A 16,780-nucleotide genomic window follows, 5' to 3' on the forward strand; every position below is an offset into this window, starting at 1 on the left:
GGGGGGCACGGCGCCGGGACCTAGCCGCGGTCCATCATGTTGTCGTCGGGGTCGGAACCGAGCTCGTCGGTCACGGCCTGCCGCTTGACGGCCAGGACCTGTTCCAGGCGGCTTATCTTGTCGATGGTGCGGTAGAGGTGGCCGGAATCCCGGACCTCGACGCGAAAGAGGAGCTGGCTTGTGCCGTCGATGTTGGAATGGATGGTGCCGGAATCGATGTTGACCCCTTCCTCGACCAGGACGTGGGAGATCTTGCCGAGCACGCCCTTCTGGTTCTTGGCCAGGATGGACAGGCCGGCCGGATAGGGCTGTTCCTTCTCGCCTTCCCAGTTGACCTGGATCAGGCGTTCGGATTCGAGGTTGGGGACGTTGGGGCAGTCGTGGGTGTGGACCACCACGCCCCGGCCCCGGGAGATGTAGCCGACGATGGGATCCCCGGGCACGGGGTTGCAGCACTGGGCCAGGCGCACGAGCACGTTGTCCACGCCCTGGATGCGCACCCCCTCGCCGGTCTTGCCCTTGGTATGGGCCAGGCCGTCGGCCGGCGAGGCCGGCGCCTCCATCTTCAGGTGGACGTCGGCCTCCTCGCCTTCCTTTTTGGGCAAAAGCCGGCTGATGACTTTCTTCGGCGTGATGCGCGAATAGCCGACCGCCGAAAGGACGTCCTCCACGCCCGGCAAGGACAGCTCCCGGGCCACGCCGAGCATGGTCCCGTCCTTGATGGCCTTCTGGATGTTGACCCCGTCCTTGCGGCCCTGCTTTTCGAGCATCTCCCGACCCAGGGCGATGGAATGGACCCGCTCCTCGGTGCGGATGAAATGCTTGATGCGGGTGCGGGCCTTGGCGGTCTTGACGAACTTGAGCCAGTCCCGGTTGGGCCGGCGGTTCTTGTCGGTGATGATCTCGACCGTGTCGCCGTTTTTGAGCGGCGTTTCGAGGGGCACCAGCCGGCCGTTGACCTTGGCCCCGGCGCAGTGCTCGCCCACGGCCGTGTGGATGAGAAAGGCCAGATCCACGGCCGTGGCCCCCTCGGGCAGCTCCTTGACCTCGCCCTTGGGCGTGAAGACGTAGACCTCGTCCTGGAAGAGGTCGAAGCGCAGGTTGGCCACGAACTCGCGCGAATCCTTGAGTTCGCGCTGCCAGTCCATGATCTGGCGCAGCCACGTGAACCGCTCCACGTCCTTGGGATTGAACTTGCCCTTCTCCCGCTCCTTGTACTTCCAGTGGGCGGCCACGCCCTCCTCGGCCAGCCTGTTCATCTCCACGGTGCGGATCTGGATCTCGATGCGCTCGCCGTCCGGCCCGACCACGGTGGTGTGCAGGCTCTGGTACATGTTGGCCTTGGGCATGGAGATGTAGTCTTTGAAACGCCCGGGCACGGGCTTCCAGATGGAGTGGACCAAGCCGAGCACGGAATAGCATTCGCGGATGGTCTCGACCAGGACGCGGAAGGCCACCAGGTCGTGGACCTGGTCGATGGTCAGCCCCTGGACGCGCATCTTGTTGAAAACGCTCCAGAGGTGTTTGCGCCGGCCGATGATGCGGGCCTTGATGTTGTTTTCCCCGACCATCTGCCGGATCTGGCCGATGACCCGCTCGATATAGGACTCGTCCAGGGTGTGGTGGCGGTCCACCCCGGCCTTGATCTGGCTGTAGACGTCGGGTTTCAAGTACTTGAAGCTCAGGTCCTCGAGCTCGGTCTTGATGCGGTGCAGCCCCAGCCGGTTGGCCAGGGGCGCGTAGATGTCCATGGTCTCCTGGGCGATGAGGGCCCGCTTGACCGGCTTTTGGAACTCGAGCGTGCGCATGTTGTGGAGCCGGTCGGCGAGCTTCACCAGCACCACCCGGATGTCGTTGGCCATGGCCAGGATCATCTTGCGGATGTTCTCGGCCTGCGCCTCCTCCTTGGACTCGAAGGGGATGAGGCTGATCTTGGTCACGCCGTCGACGATGTCGGCCACCTCGTCGCCGAAAAGCTCCTCGATCTCGTCCACCGTGGCCTTGGTGTCCTCCACGGTGTCGTGGAGGAGCCCGGCCGCGACGCTGGCCGCGTCGAGGCGCATGTCGGCCAGAATGCCGGCCGCCTCCAGGGGATGGGACAGGTAGGGTTCGCCGGACAGGCGGACCTGGCCGGCGTGGGCCGCGGCGGAAAACACGTAGGCCTTGGTGATGATCGCCTGTTCGGCCTCGGTCAGGTAGACGGCGGTCTTGTCCAGAATTTCGTTGATGCGGATCATGGCCGGCCCGGCCTCGTCATCCGGGATGGGGGCTCTTTCCCCTGGTAGGCGTTAAAAACGGCTTCCCCGGGCCGGCGGCCTGCGAGGCGAAAAGACTGCGCCGGACCGACGCGCGGCCCCGGCCCCCGCAGCGCAAGGGCCAGGGGGCGTGGCCGGCGGCCGGGCTACGGTGCCAGGCGAAAGGTCTGCTTGTCCCGGGGAATCCACCACTTGGTGAAATTGTAGGTGATGCCGGCCGGGGCCACGGCCACATCCTGGAAGCGCGACGACAGGATCGGGAGGGCATAGGGCGCGAAGAGGAAGAGATAGGGCTGGTCCTTGTGCAGGATCTCCTGGAAGGCGTCGTAGATCTTCTTGCGCTCGGCCTGGTCCACGGTGCGCCGCCCCCGCTCGAGCAGGGCGTCGGCCTCGGGGTTTTTATAGCCCACGAAGTTGAGCCCGCCGGGAACGGCCCGGCTGCCGTGCCAGACGTCGTAGACGTCCGGGTCCTGGGAGATGGTCCAGCCGAGGACCAGGGCGTCGAAATTGCCCTTGTCGACGAATTCCTTGATAAAGGAGGCCCATTCCACGGTGCGGATCTCGACCATGACGCCAATGGCCGCAAACTGGCTCTGGATGATGGTCGCGGCCTTGACCCGCTGGTCGTTGCCCTGGTTGGTCAGGATCGTGAAGCGAAACGGCCGGCCGGAAGGGTCCTCCAGCACGCCGTCGCCGTTTCGGTCCTGCCAGCCGGCCTCGGCCAGAAGCGACTTGGCCAGGGCCGGATCGAAGGCGTAGTCCTTGATGTCCGTGTCGTACATCCAGGTGCCGGGCTTGTAGGGGCCGATGGTCGGCAGCCCGAGCCCAAGGAGGGCGCCCTTCACGATATCGTCCTTGTTGACCGCGTGGGCGAGCGCTTGCCGCACCCGGACATCGGCGAAAAACGGGCTTTTGAGGTTGTAGCCCAAGTAGGTGTAGGCAAACGACAGGTACTTGAACTTGCGCCAGTCGGCGTCAAAGGCCGGGCCCTTGGTCTGGTAGAGGTACTGCTGGGGGGTCAGCCCCATCATGTCGATGCCGCCGGCCTTGAGTTCCAGGAACATGGTGGCCGTGTCCGGGATGATCCGGTAGACGACCTGGTCGATATAGGGCCGGCCCTCGAAATAGTCGGTATTGACATCGAGGACCAGCCGGCGGCCGGGCTCCCAGGACACGAGCCTGTAGGGTCCGGCGCCCACGGGTTCCCGGGCGTATTTGGTGTTCATGAGGTCCTGGCCCTCGAGCAGGTGCTTGGGCAGGATGGACCCGGCCCAGGTGACGAGCGACCGGGCGAAGGGCTCGGCGTAGCGGACCTCGAAGGAGTATTTGCCCGTGACCGTGAAGCTGGCCACGGCCTTGTAGTCCTCGGCGTAGGCGGTGGGGGTCTTGGGGTCGACCATGAGCTTGTAGGTGAATTCCACGTCCTCGGCCGTCAGCTCCACGCCGTCGGTCCAGCGGATGCCGGGTTTGAGCCAGAACTTGAGGAGCTTGCCGCCGTCCAGAACCTCGTAGCGCTCGGCCGCCATGCACTCGAGCTGGATGTCCTTGTCGTAGCGAAGGGGCGAGACGTAGAGGAGGTCGGCCACCTCGTGGGAGGCGGAATCGGAAGCCAGGGGCGGAATCAGGTTCGACGGCTCGCCGATGGTGGCCATGACGATGCGCCCACCGGGAACCGGCTCGCCGGCCGGGGCCGGCGCAGACTGGGCCTTGGCCCCGGAATCCGCCTTGGGAGCCGGCGCGGGCTCGCTCTTGCAGCCAGCCAGAACAAGGACCAAGAGGATCAGGCCGTAAATTGTCGCGCGAACCGACCGCATAGTTCTCCTTTTCGCTTGCAACATCCGGCCCAATCGACGTATTGGAGCGAATGCGCAAGGCCTTGTCCCGTTATTCCATATACGGGGCCAGACGAAATTAAAAGTTCTTTTTCCCCGGCCGCCGGGCTGCAGTCGGCGGGGGTTCGGCCGCCTGGGTCGCGTCGGCAATATTTCCGTTCCAAATCGGTCTGAAATCCGTTATGTGGTTCGGATAGACCCTCTGCCGCCTGTGCGACGGACCCTTCCCGGTCCGGCCGCCTGCCGGCGGAAGCGTTTTCATGTTCCTTGAAGGAGTCTTGGGCCCATGGCCGCCGGAAACGACAAAACAAAAATCAAGTCCCTGCTGTCGGAGTTCGTCCGGGAGACCATTCCGGAATACATCCTGGACGGTTCGCATGCCATTGTGGCCGCCGACGGCATCCAGAAACTCACCATCAACCCCCACGAACATTTCTGGGACGTGGAAGGCCAGGTGCAGGGAGACGACTTCCAGGTCTATGCCTCGGAATTGTCCGTCAATCTCAAAGAAGGAACCATCAATTTCTTCTGCAACTGTCCGGATTCCTTTTCCGGAGTCTGCCGCCACGTCGGCGCAACGGCGCTCAAGTGGATCCGCAACCTGGACGAGGCCGACGGCGAAGCCCCGGACACCGCCGCCCCGCCGCGCGGCGAATGGCGCCAGACCTTCCGGACCTATTTCTCCTCGGAACCCGAGCCGGAACCCGGCCGCCACTACCTGATCTTCCGGTTCCACCCCGAGCCGGGCCGGCTGCAGGTGGCCTTTTTCCGGGCCAGGCAGAACAAGTCCGGCATCTCCCAGGTCCACTCCGAGATCACCCTCGAGCAGATCATCAAGAACCCGGACTGGTCGGAGCTCTCCCCCACCCTGCCGGTGGTGGCCGAGATGCTCTACCACCACCTGGACTACGCCGGGCACCGGGTGGAGTTGCCGCCGGGACTCTTGGCCTGGTTTTTCTGGGCCATCGGCAAGGAATACTACCTCTACTGGCGGGACACCGAGCAGCCGGTCCGGATCGAAGCCAAGACCATGCGCCTGCAGCTGGCGCCAAAGCTCACCGAGGACGGGCTGTCGTTTGACATCCTGCTCGGCAGCCCGGGCAAGAACCCCTTTTCCATCCTCGGCCAGGAGGTCTATTTCTACGGCCAGATGCCGATCTGGGTCTGCTGGAAAAACGCCTTCTACCCGGTGCAGACGGGACTCCCGCCCCAGCTCGTCTCGGACATGGTCCAGCAGCCGCCGTTCATTCCGACCGCCGACGTCTCCGAGTTCCTGGACCGGGTCTGGACCCACCTGCCCATGACCGACCTGTACGGCCAGGAGGAATTCCTGGTCAAAATGCAGCCGTTTTTTGTGCCGGCCACCTTTGATCCCAAGATCTTCCTGGACGAGGAAGGCAGCCTCCTGACGCTTCAAATCCAGAACGTCTACCAGACCGAGCACGGCGAGATCACGGTCCCGGGCCCCAACCCCGACCTCATGACCGCCTCCTACCTGCACGCCGGCAAGTCCTATCTGATTGCGCGCGACTGCGACCACGAGCAGACGCTCATCAACATGCTGACCGACATGCGGTTTCAGGCCCGAAACAATGCCAACTGGTTCCTGGAGACCGAAGAGGCCATCGTCTTTCTGCTCGACGCCTATCCCAAGCTGGTGGAAAAGTACCGGGTCTACGGCGAAAAGAACCTGACCCGCTACAAAGTCCGCCTGTCGACGCCGATCATCGTGGCCGAGGTCGAGTCCAAGGAAGAGGAGAAGTGGTTCAACCTGGACCTGCAAGTCCAGTACGACGACCAGCGGGTGCCGATCGAAAAGATCTGGAAGGCCTGGACCCAGGGCAAGCGGTACGTGCAGTTAAAAGACGGCTCCTACACCAGCCTGCCCGAGGCCTGGCTCGAAAAGCTGGCCCACAAGCTGCGGGCCCTCGGCTACGACACGGACAAGCCGCCCCAGACCAAGTTCAAGCAGTTCGAGGCCCCGGTCCTCGACAAGATCCTCGAGGACATGCCCGAGGCCCGCACGGACTCGTTCTGGAACAACCTGCGCCAGAAGATCCACAGCTTCCGGGAGATCATGCCGGTAAAGCCGCCCAGGGGCCTCAATGCCAGCCTGCGGCCCTACCAGGTCCAGGGCCTGTCCTACCTGAACTTCCTGCGGGAATACGGCTTCGGCGGCATCCTGGCCGACGAGATGGGCCTTGGCAAGACCGTCCAGACCCTGTCGTTTATCCAGCACAACGTGGAGCGCGGGGCCGGCGGGCCGAACCTGATCGTGGTGCCGACCTCGGTTCTGCCCAACTGGGAGCGCGAGGCGGACAAGTTCGTGCCGGAGCTCAAGCAGCTCATCATCTACGGGGCCAGGCGCGAAAACATGTTCAAGAAGATCGGCGAGTCCGATCTGGTCATCACGACCTACGCGCTCCTGCGCCGGGACCTCGACGAGCTCTTGAAGTACGACTTCGCCACGATCATCCTGGACGAGGCCCAGAACATCAAGAACCCGAACACCATCACGGCCCGGTCCGTGCGGCGCCTCTCCGGCAAGACCCGGCTTTGCCTGTCCGGCACGCCCATCGAAAACAACCTTTTCGAGCTGTGGTCGCTGTTCGAATTCCTGATGCCGGGTTTCCTCGGCGGCCAGAACGCCTTCCAGCGCGGCATCGTCAAGCCCATCAAGGACGGGGACGAGGAGACGCTCGACTACCTGCGCGGCCGGGTGCGGCCGTTTATCCTGCGGCGCACCAAGTCCGAGGTGGCCAAGGACCTGCCGCCCAAGGTGGAAAACGTCTACTACTGCAACCTCCTCGACGAGCAGCTCGAACTCTACGCGGCCCTGGCCAAAAAGCTCAAGGAGCAGGTCCTGGCCACGGTGGACGAGAAGGGCATGGCCAAGTCGCAGATGTCGATCCTGGACGCGCTCTTGAAGCTGCGCCAGATCTGCTGCCACCCGCGGCTTTTGAAACTCGACCTGCCGGGTGTGAACACCAACCTGCCCTCGGGCAAGTTCGACGCCTTCAAGGACCTGATCACGGACTGCATCGAGGAAGGCCACAAGGTGCTGGTCTTCTCCCAGTTCGTGCAGATGCTCCACATCATCCGCTCCTGGATGACCATCAGCCAGATGTCGTTCGCCTACCTGGACGGTTCGAGCAAGGACCGCTTCGACCAGGTGGACCGGTTCAACGAAGACGAGTCCATCAAGGTGTTCCTCATTTCCTTGAAGGCCGGCGGCACGGGCTTGAACCTGACCAGCGCCGACTACGTCATCCACTACGACCCCTGGTGGAACCCGGCCGTCGAGAACCAGGCCACGGACCGCACCCACCGCATCGGCCAGAAGCGGCAGGTCTTCTCCTACAAGATGATCTGCCAGAACACGGTGGAGGAAAAGATCCTGAAGCTGCAGGAGCAGAAAAAGGACGTGGCCGAAGCCATCATCCCGGGCCAGGACGCCTTCAAGTCCCTGACCAGGACCGACCTGGAGTCGCTCTTCGAGGTCTAGCCGGCCACGACGCCACGAACAAACGAAAGGGGGCCCCGCGGCCCCCTTTTTGCTGGCGCATCGCCCGAGAAGACGGCCCCCTGGCCCACCGGGCCGCGCCGGCCTGGCGACCCGGAATCGGCTCTGCGGAAGCCCCCCGGGCCGGCGGCCTGGCCGTTGTTTTTTGCCGCATCATCCCAACCTCTTACGCACGGCCACTGCCGCATCAAGAATACCATGGACGCAATTTTGCAAACAACTTTACAAAAATACTGCCATCGAATACGCTTTTTAATCCTCATACCATCCTATCATCAAGGGACGAAGGGGTCCTCCGCTTCATGATTCCTACCCGGGAGAACGACATGAATCTGGTCAACGGCCTGACCTTGCGCACAAAGTTACTGTGTACATTTATTTTTTTGGCCTGCTTTACATTGGCCGTCGGATTGTTCGGAATCAACAGGATGGCATTCATAGGCGACAACTCGACGAAGCTTTACCGACAGGCGACACTGCCCTTGTCGTATATCTCCGACATCGCCATTTCGTTCCAGCGTTACCGCGTCAACATGGCCGTCCTTGTGGGCATCGACGATAAATATGAAAAAACGAAGATGATTGACGGGAACAAGATTCTCTCGGAAAAAATAAACGCCACCATGCCCCTCCTGTCAGAGGCCCTGGCATCCGCCGCGGAGAAGAAACTTGTCCGGGAGCTGGAAGAGGCGCGCAACGCGTACATGCAATACGCCGCCCAGGTGACCGGGCTGGTGCTTGCCGGCAAGGTAGCGGAGGCCGGCACGTTGCTCCAGGGGGAAACGCGACACCGGGCCGACCTGTACAGAGCCCTGATCGACAAGCTGATCACGTCCATAAACGACGACGGCAAGGCGCTCTCGGACAACAACATCACAAGCGCCGGGGATTCGGCCCGCCTGATGTACGGCATCATCGGGCTGACCTTTGCCATTTCCATTGCCCTCGGCTTTATCGTCACCAGCAGCATTGCCGCGCAACTGGGAGAGGATCCGCATTACCTGCACGCGGTCGCCGACAGGATCGCCCATGGCGACCTGGACGTGGCCTTTCGACGGCAGCAAAAACCCGGCGGCGTCTACGCGGTCCTGCAGGACATGGTGGCGGCCATGAAAGCCAGAATCGCGGAGGCGCAAGAAAAGTCGCGGGAGGCCGGCCAGGAGGCGGAACGCGCCGGGCGGGCCACCGAGGAGGCCCGGGCCGCCACGGCCCAGGCCGAACGCGCCAAGCGCGACGGCATGCTCCAGGCGGCCGATCGGCTGTCGTCGGTGGTCGGCGTCGTGTCTTCGGCTTCGGAAGAACTGGCGTCCCGGATCGGCCGGTCGAGCGAAGGGGCCGACGAGCAGTCCCACCGGCTGTCGGAAACCGCCACCGCCATGGAAGAGATGAACGCCACGGTCCTCGAAGTGGCCAGAAACGCTTCCCAGGCCACGGATACCGCCGAGAAAGCGAAACAAAAGGCCGAGGACGGGGCCGACACCGTCCAGCGGGTCGTCACCGGCATCGGCCAGGTACAAAGCCAGTCCCTGGAACTCAAGTCCGACATGACGCTCCTTGGCCAGCAGGCCGAGGGCATCGGGCATATCATGAACGTCATTTCCGACATCGCCGACCAGACCAACCTGCTGGCCTTAAACGCCGCCATCGAGGCCGCCCGGGCCGGGGAGGCCGGACGCGGCTTCGCCGTGGTGGCCGACGAGGTCAGAAAGCTCGCGGAAAAAACCATGACCGCCACCCAGGAAGTGGGGAGCGCCATCCGGCAGATCCAGCAGGGCACGCGCAAGAACATCGAGACCGTGGACCGGACGTTTGCCACCATCGAGGAAGCGACCGGCCTGGCCACGGCCTCGGGCGAGGCCCTGCGCGAGATCGTCCAGTATGTGGACCTGAGCACCGACCAGGTCCGCTCCATCGCCACGGCCTCGGAGGAGCAGTCCTCGGCCAGCGAGGAGATCAACCGGTCGGTGGAGGACGTCAACCGCATCGCGGCCGACACCCGGGACGCCCTGCGCCTGTGCGCCAAGACCGTGGCGGACCTGGCGCGGCAGGCCCAGGAACTCGACGCCATGGTCCGGGAAATGCAGGCCGGCGGGGACATGGCGACTGGCGGCCGCGCGGCGCTGCCGGCCGGCGGGCGGCCCCGGGCCATCGGCTGACCGGGCCGGAAAACGGCCCGGCGGCAGGAGCCGGCTGTCCCCGCTTGGACCCGGGGCCGCCGGCGCACGGGGCACGGGCGCATTCGTCGCGCCCGTGCCCCCGCCGACGGCCAGAATCCGCCCCACCCCGGCCCGCGTCTGCCGGCCTCGAAACGTCTGCCCTCCCCCGAAACGCCCGAACGCCCGGACGGGGAACCGTCCGGGCGTTCGGGAGGCGGGGGCCGCTTGGCGGACGCAAGCCGGTCAGGCCAGGGCGCTGCCGATCTGGTAGATGAGGACGGCCACGATGTAGGCGAAGCCCAGGGCTCCGAAGACCGAAAAGAGCCCCCACTTCCAGTTCGTCTCCTTGGCGATGGCCACCACCGTGACCATGCAGGGCGTGTACAGGAGCATGAAGGCGAAGACGGCCAGCACGGCCGGCATGGTCCAGGCCGGATCGGCGGCCAGCTTTTCGCTCAGGGGGTCGGCCTCGTCGGCCGCGACCTCGCCCATGGAATAGGCCGTGGCCATGGTGGAGACAAAGACCTCCTTGGCCGCGAAGGCCCCGATCAAGGCGATGTTGGCCTGCCAGGGGAAGCCGGCCAGGTTGGTCACCGGGGTCAGGGCCTCGCCCACGCGGCCGGCCACGGAATACTTGAGCGCGGCCTCGTTCTGCTCGTCGGAGACGGCCTTCCGGTCCTCTTCGGCCAGTTGGGCCACGGCCTCTTCGTCGGCCTCGGGATTGGCGGCCTTGACCTTTTCCACCACTGCCTGGCGCTGGGCCTCGTACCGGGCCACCGTGTCCTCGGGCAGTTCCGGAAAGGTCATGACGGCCCACATGAGGATGGAGACAGCCAGAATCACGGTGCCGGCCTTTTTGATGTACTGCCAGACCCGCTCCCAGGTGTGCAGGATGACGCCGCGCAGGGTCGGCAGGCGGTAGGGCGGAATCTCCATGACAAAGGGCGTGCTCTCGCCCCGGATCACGGTCGAGCGCAGGAGCTTTGAGACCAGGAGCACGAATCCCCAGGCGCAAAGGACCACCAGAAACATGGCCCGGGTCGGGTTGTCCGGGAAAAAGGCGGCCACGAGCATCAGGTAGGCCGTGGTCTTGGCCCCGCAGACCATGAACGGCGCGGTCAGGATGGTGGCCAGCCGCTCGCGGGGACTGCGAAGGGTCCGGGCGCTCATGACGCCCGGCACGGCGCAGCCGCCCGGAATGCCGCCCGAAATGATCAGCGGCATGACCGACATGCCGTGCAGGCCGAAAATCCGCAGCACCCGGTCCATCATGTAGGCCACCCGGGCCATGTAGCCGAGGTCTTCGAGAAAGACGAGCATGAGGAACATGATGCAGATCAAGGGCGTGAAGCTCATGACCGAGCCCACGCCGCCGATGATGCCGGAGACGATCAGCGACTGGAGATGGCCTTCGGGAATGTAGGCCGTGCCGAGGCCGCTTAACCACTCGAAACCGGCTTCCAGCCACCCCTTGGGATATTCGCCGATGGTGAAGGTCACCTGGAACATGAGGTAGAGGACGGCCAGCATGATGCACGGCCCAAGGAGCCGGTGGGTGACCACCCGGTCGATGGCGTCGGAGTGGTTGCGCCGCAGCTCGTCGCCGCCCGCGACCACGCCCTGCTTGAGCAGGCCGTTAATAAATCCGTAGCGCCAGTCGGCGATGATGGCGTCCGGGGTGGTGGCGCTGTTTTTGAGGGTCACGGCTTCGGCCTCGGCCGTGAGGGCCACGAGCTCGTCGTGGGCCGGGCCGGCCTTTTTCCCTTCAACCATGACCTGTTCGTCGGACTCCAGGTATTTGACGGCCACCCAGCGCGGATCGTAGCGGCCGGTCAGAAAGCCGGCGTTTTCGATGAGTTGGGTCATCCCGTCGAGGATCGGGTCCAGGTCCGGGCCGTAGGACAGGCGCAGCGGCTTCCAGACGCCGCCGGTCTTTTTGGCCACGGCGGCCACGGCCTGCATGAGCTCCTCGCGGCCCTGGCCGACGCGGGCCACGCAGGGCACCACCGGCACGCCGAGGAGCTTCGAAAGCCGGTCCACGTTGATGGTGACGCCGCTGCGCTTGACCTCGTCCATCATGTTGAGGCCAAGGACCAGGGGCGCCCCGATTTCGAGCAGCTGCAGGGCCAGGTAGAGGCTGCGCTCCAGGGCCGTGGCATCGACCATGTTGATGACCACGTCCGGATGCTCGTCCACGATGACGTTGCGGGCGACGAGCTCCTCCATGGAATAGGAGGTCAGGGAGTAGGTGCCGGGCAGGTCCACCAGATGGCTTATGGTGCCGTTTTGCCGGTAGGTGCCCTCCAGGCGGTCCACGGTGATGCCGGGGTAGTTGCCGACCCGGGCCGAGCCGCCGGTGATGGCGTTGAACATGGTGCTCTTGCCGCAGTTGGGCTGGCCGGAAACGGCCACGCGGATGGACTCAGGCATCTTGGCACGCCTCCACGGAAATATACTCGGCCTCGCCGTTTCGCAGCGACAAGGTGAATCCCTTCATGCGCACGGCGACCGGATCGGTCAGGGGCGCGCGGCCGACCACCATGAACTCGGTGCCGGGAACGAGCCCCATGTCCCGGATACGCCGCCCCATCTCGCCGCAGGCCGTGACCGCACGGATGCAGCCCTTCTGGTTGACGGCCATCTTCCGCATCGAAATCACCATGACAAGTCTCCTTTGAAAAACCGTTGCGAACCGCGGCGCGCCGCGGCAGGCGTTCCGCCTTCGACTGTACGGACCAAGCGGACGTCCCGTCCCGGACGTGTCCCGGACGCGCGCCGCGTTTGCAGGCAAGGGATCGCGCGACAGGGCCTTCGGGCCCGGGGCCGCGCAGGAAGAGATGTAAATGAAAGTGAATATCAGTGTCAAGTTTCAATCGCGGCATGGCCGTTAAAAAACAGCCCGGGCCGCAAGGGGCCACGGGGCGCAGGCGACGGGCGGCGGCCAGGCCAAGCCAAGCCAAGCCAAGCCAAGCCAAGCCAAAAGGCCGTGGCGGGAACCGGACGCGGACGCAAGGGGAAAAGGCCCTGGCCCCGGGAAGGGGCGCCAGGGACGCCGGGCAAAAGGTGAGGCGGGGCAGCGGTGGTGTCCTCGGCCGCGGGCCAGGCCGGGACGCGGTCCGGTCCGACGGCCGGCAGGCCGGGGAGCCGGGAGTGCGGGGGAAAGGCGGGAAAGGCCGCCCCAGCTCAGACCAGGGGGCAGAAGGCGCCGGCCGCGACATGGCCGGCCATGGAGCCGTCGTCGGCGGACTGGCCGGCGGCGTCGGGGCCGGCGCCGCCGCAATCGCCCTGCCGCAACCGGTCGCGGAGCACTCCGGCATTGGAACGGGCGATGCCCTGGGCGGTCATCATGTCCTTGAGATCGTGCCGCCGGGAAAATCCCAGGCGGACGTTGCCGCCGCCGTCCAGGTAGACCCGGCAGCACAGCCGCTCCACCAGAAAAAGCAACGGATCCTGACAAACATCCATCATGACTCCCCCAACCCCTGGTTAGCGGTTTTGGAACAGCGGGAACAGTCAGAATCAGGTCACGACTTATATGTCAATCGTAACACCGGAGCAAATGAAAGTTTCGTCATCCGGCCAGGCGGTCCGAGGCGAGGGCGGCCAGGGCCGCGAGCAAGGAATCGACATCCCGGAAGGTTTTGGCGCAGGAGCATTCGACCATGCAGTTGACCAGGGAATGGGCGGTGTCGCCGGCCCCCCGGAAATCCGTGCGCAACCCCCAGGCCGGGAGGCCCCGGGCATAGGCGTAGCCGACTTCCCAGGCCGTGCCGTCGTCCACCTGGGGGCCGTCGAGCACGGCCACGACCAGATCCGAGGCCTGCAGTCCGGCCACGCAGCCCGCAAAGATGTGCTCCTTGGCCCCGGCCCCCAGGGCGGCCAGGTCGTGGTCCGCGAAAAAATCGCCCGGCCAGGCCGCGGCCACGCCGGGCAGGCCCCCGGCCAGGTCGCGCAGGTGGGCCATGAAACGCCGTTCGGCCAGGGTGAAAAGCGGTCCCGCGAGATAGACGCGCATTGAGGGCTCCGATGGGAGGGGAAATCGAGCCGGAAGGCCGGCGCGTTGGCGCGACGATAGCCCGCAAGGCCCCGGCCGGGCAACTCCCGTCCCGACTCCCGGCTTGACCGCTGGCACGGGATGGTCTAACCACAAGACCGTCGTGATCGTACTGATCCCCACGACCCTCTCACGGCCGCGTCCGTCCGGGCGAGGCCGATGTTGTTGGTTTTTCCCGACAATCCAACCGATTTTAAGGTATGACGATGGAAAGCATCCCTATTACTGTTGAAGGCTTCAGGCGGCTCGAACGCGAACTGGAACGGCTCAAGAAGGAGCGGCCGGCCATCATCCTGGCCATCAAGGAAGCCCGCGAGGAAGGCGACCTGCGCGAGAACGCCGGGTACGAAGCCGCCCGCGAACGCCAGGGCATGCTTGAAGCCCGCATCAATTTCATCGAATCGCGCATGCCGCGCTTCAACGTCATCGACCTTTCCACCCTCGGCGGCGACCAGGTCATCTTCGGGGCCACCGTGGAAATCGAGGACGTGGATACGGGCGACATCAAGAAATACACCCTGCTCGGGCCCGACGAGGCCGAACCGAGCAAGGGCTCCATTTCCATCCTCTCGCCGGTGGGCCTGGCCCTGCTCGGCAAGTACGAAGGCGACGAGATCGTGGTCGACGCCCCGCGCGGCAAGATCAACTACGAGATCGTGTCCATCACCTTCAACGGCGTCCCCGACCCTTCCTGATCCTTTTCCCCGATCCAGTGCCAAGGCCCCGCCGCGCCTGCGGCCGGGCCTTGGCGTCTCTCGTGCCCGGCGTTCCGTCTCCAGTTCCGCGCCCCGGCCGCAGCCGCGGGTAAAGACGCAGCCGTTGCCGTCCTTGTCGTAGCAGCCGCCGCAGGAAATGCAGGCGCTCGCTTCCCCGTCCCCGGGCAAGGCGGCACTTTCGCGTGTGCCGGTTTCCCGGGGCAGGCCGGGGCCGCAAAAAAGCCCGGCCCCCGAGCGGACCGGGCCCTGACGGCCGCAGGCCGACCGTGGCCGGCCGGTCAGGACGCGGCGGTGGCGGCGCCGAGGGCGGCCTGCAGCTTGCCCTCGTCCTCGTGGGACAGCGAGGTCTGGAGCACCCGGCCGCCCGTGCCCGACAGTTCGGCCAGGACCTTGTCCGCCGTCATCTTGCGGATGAGGACGAAAAGGACCGATGTGCCGGGTTGGAGGGTTTCGGCCAGCTTTTTCATGAAATCGTCGTCAATGCCGACGTCGGAGAGGGCCCCGGCCGTGGCCCCGGCCCCGGCGCCGACCACCGCGCCGAGAATCGGGTTCAGGAAGATAAGCCCGATCAGCGCCCCCCAGAAGCCGCCACCGATGGCCCCGGAAGCGGCCAGGTGGTACATCTGGCTGAGCTTGACCTTGCCGTCCTGCTTTTTGACGGCAACCACCGCGTCCTCGAGATCGACCAGGTATTCCTTCTGCATCTTGAGGAGTTTGAGCCGCACCTCTTCCGCCTTGAACATGTCGTCATAGCCCACAACGATCAGATCGCTCATACACGCTCCTTGGTGGCAGGTTTCGCGCGCCCCGGACCGGGGCGGGATTCGCTTATCCTCTACTGTCGCATTTCTTCCGGTTTGGCAACCGGTTCAACCCCGGCACCGGTCCGGGCGCCCGCCCCTCCCGGCGCCGGACCGGCCAAGGTCCCCGTGCGCCGACGACAACCTTTCCACAGGCCGCAAAGCACGGTATGGCTTGGCGACTGGCCCTCGCCGCCCCCTGCGGGCGGCCCCCCAACGTCCGACCCGGGAGGCATCCATGCTCCTCTCCGACATCCCCACCGAGCGCCTGCGCCGGTTTCGCGAGCTCCTTGGCCTCTCCGAACTGACGGAAAACCCGCTGGCCCGGTGGGCCGGCACCCTCGGGGCCGACCCCGAGGCCTTTGCCGACCGCATCCAGGCCTTTGTGCTGGAGATGCCCCAGCTGCGCATCGTCCAGGAGAACCTGCCCGACCCGGCCAAACTGCGCCGCAACTGGGGCGAATGGTTTTCCGGGCTCTTCGCCCGGGGCCTTGGCGACGAACTCTTGACCCGCCTGTGGCGCAGCGGCCAGGCCCACGTGGCCTACAACGTGGACCACCGGCTCATCAGCACCGCCTACGCCCTGGCCCGGGCCTATCTGCACGAACGGGCGGCCGGGGAGGTTCCCGTCCTGGAGCTGGCCGGGGCCCTCCGGTCCATCGACGCCATGGTCGATTTCAGCCTCCTGGTCGAGACCGACGCCTTTGTCACCTTTGCCACGCGGTGCGAACTGGAAGTCATCCAGGGCCTGGCCCACCAGGTCCGCAATCCCATCGCGGCCATCGGCGGCCAGGCGAGGCGGCTTTTGCGGCTACGCGGCCAGGATCCGGACGTGGCCGCTGCGGCCCAGGTGGTGCTGGAGGAGGCCGTGCGCCTGGAGGGGCTGGCCCGGTCCGTCACCCGCTACATGGATGCCACCGAGCGCGAGCCGACGGCGGCGGCCACCCCGCTCGCCCCGGTCCTGTCCGAGGTCCTGGCCCGGGTCAGGACCCTGCCCGGCGCCGAGGCCACCGCCGTCACCGTCGCCATCGCGCCGGAAACCGCGGTCATGGCCATGGCCCGGCCGGACCTCGATGCCCTGCTCGCGGCCCTACTCGACAACGCCTTCCGCTACGCCGCGCCCGAGGACCCGCGCGTCACCATCCACTGCGGCCCAAGCGACGGCCGCCCCGGGTACGCGGTCCTGACCATCGACAACACCGGCCAGACCCTGACCGGCGAAGAGCTGACCAGCATCTTCAGCCCCTTCCATTCGAGCGAGCCCATGAACACGGGCATGGGCCTGGCCATGGCCAAGACCATCACGCGCAAGTACTCCGGCGGCATCAGCATGGGCCTGCTCCAGGGCGGCACCCGTTGCGCCGTCACCCTGCCCCTGCCGGCGGAGGAACCTGCATCGGCCTAGGAAGAGACGGAAAAAGCGCGCCGGCGGCCAACGGGGTGG

At 65.5% G+C, this 16,780-nt stretch carries 11 protein-coding genes; 4 read left to right on the forward strand and 7 right to left on the reverse strand.

Annotated features, from left to right (window positions below; genetic code table 11):
• Positions 1-20 precede the first annotated feature (20 nt).
• Positions 21-2,237, reverse strand: a complete 2,217-nt coding sequence (locus DFW101_RS09580; protein ID WP_009181311.1) for a RelA/SpoT family protein — start codon at positions 2,235-2,237, stop codon at positions 21-23.
• A 164-nt stretch (positions 2,238-2,401) separates the two neighbouring features.
• A complete protein-coding gene (locus DFW101_RS09585) occupies positions 2,402-4,069 on the reverse strand; it encodes a peptide-binding protein (protein ID WP_009181312.1) in 1,668 nt (555 codons plus the stop codon).
• A 304-nt stretch (positions 4,070-4,373) separates the two neighbouring features.
• Here DFW101_RS09585 and DFW101_RS09590 point away from each other — a divergent pair, with 304 nt between their 5' ends.
• Together DFW101_RS09590 and DFW101_RS09595 are read left to right on the forward strand one after the other, a co-directional pair.
• Complete coding sequence (locus DFW101_RS09590; RefSeq protein WP_009181313.1) at positions 4,374-7,592, forward strand: DEAD/DEAH box helicase; 3,219 nt, start codon at positions 4,374-4,376, stop codon at positions 7,590-7,592.
• Between the two features lie 344 nt (positions 7,593-7,936).
• Positions 7,937-9,766 (forward strand): methyl-accepting chemotaxis protein, encoded by a 1,830-nt coding sequence (locus DFW101_RS09595; RefSeq protein WP_009181314.1) that lies wholly within the window; start codon positions 7,937-7,939, stop codon positions 9,764-9,766.
• Positions 9,767-10,009: 243 nt separating this feature from the next.
• Here the strand turns inward: DFW101_RS09595 and feoB are convergent, their stop codons facing one another.
• The 4 genes from feoB to DFW101_RS09615 form a co-directional block, all read right to left on the reverse strand.
• Positions 10,010-12,196, reverse strand: coding sequence for a ferrous iron transport protein B (gene feoB / locus DFW101_RS09600; RefSeq protein WP_009181315.1), 2,187 nt, complete (start codon positions 12,194-12,196; stop codon positions 10,010-10,012).
• Positions 12,189-12,428: a FeoA family protein gene (locus DFW101_RS09605; protein ID WP_009181316.1), complete on the reverse strand. Its 240-nt coding sequence runs from the start codon at positions 12,426-12,428 to the stop codon at positions 12,189-12,191. The genes feoB and DFW101_RS09605 overlap by 8 nt, the downstream gene beginning before the upstream one ends.
• A gap of 521 nt (positions 12,429-12,949) precedes the next feature.
• Complete coding sequence (locus DFW101_RS09610; RefSeq protein WP_009181317.1) at positions 12,950-13,231, reverse strand: hypothetical protein; 282 nt, start codon at positions 13,229-13,231, stop codon at positions 12,950-12,952.
• A gap of 106 nt (positions 13,232-13,337) precedes the next feature.
• Complete coding sequence (locus DFW101_RS09615; RefSeq protein ID WP_009181318.1) at positions 13,338-13,781, reverse strand: nucleoside 2-deoxyribosyltransferase; 444 nt, start codon at positions 13,779-13,781, stop codon at positions 13,338-13,340.
• Positions 13,782-14,026: 245 nt separating this feature from the next.
• Here DFW101_RS09615 and greA point away from each other — a divergent pair, with 245 nt between their 5' ends.
• Positions 14,027-14,515 (forward strand): transcription elongation factor GreA, encoded by a 489-nt coding sequence (gene greA / locus DFW101_RS09620; RefSeq protein ID WP_009181319.1) that lies wholly within the window; start codon positions 14,027-14,029, stop codon positions 14,513-14,515.
• 299 nt (positions 14,516-14,814) lie between these two features.
• On the opposite strand, the gene DFW101_RS09625 is transcribed toward greA, so the two are convergent.
• The gene (locus DFW101_RS09625; RefSeq protein ID WP_009181320.1) at positions 14,815-15,312 is read right to left on the reverse strand and encodes a DUF1269 domain-containing protein; all 498 of its coding nucleotides are present in this window, start codon (positions 15,310-15,312) and stop codon (positions 14,815-14,817) included.
• Positions 15,313-15,574: 262 nt separating this feature from the next.
• Between DFW101_RS09625 and DFW101_RS09630 the strand changes: the two genes are divergently transcribed.
• Complete coding sequence (locus DFW101_RS09630; protein ID WP_009181321.1) at positions 15,575-16,741, forward strand: sensor histidine kinase; 1,167 nt, start codon at positions 15,575-15,577, stop codon at positions 16,739-16,741.
• The last annotated feature ends 39 nt before the right edge of the window (positions 16,742-16,780 follow it).

The organism is Solidesulfovibrio carbinoliphilus subsp. oakridgensis (genome assembly GCF_000177215.2).
Taxonomy (GTDB): domain Bacteria; phylum Desulfobacterota; class Desulfovibrionia; order Desulfovibrionales; family Desulfovibrionaceae; genus Solidesulfovibrio; species Solidesulfovibrio carbinoliphilus.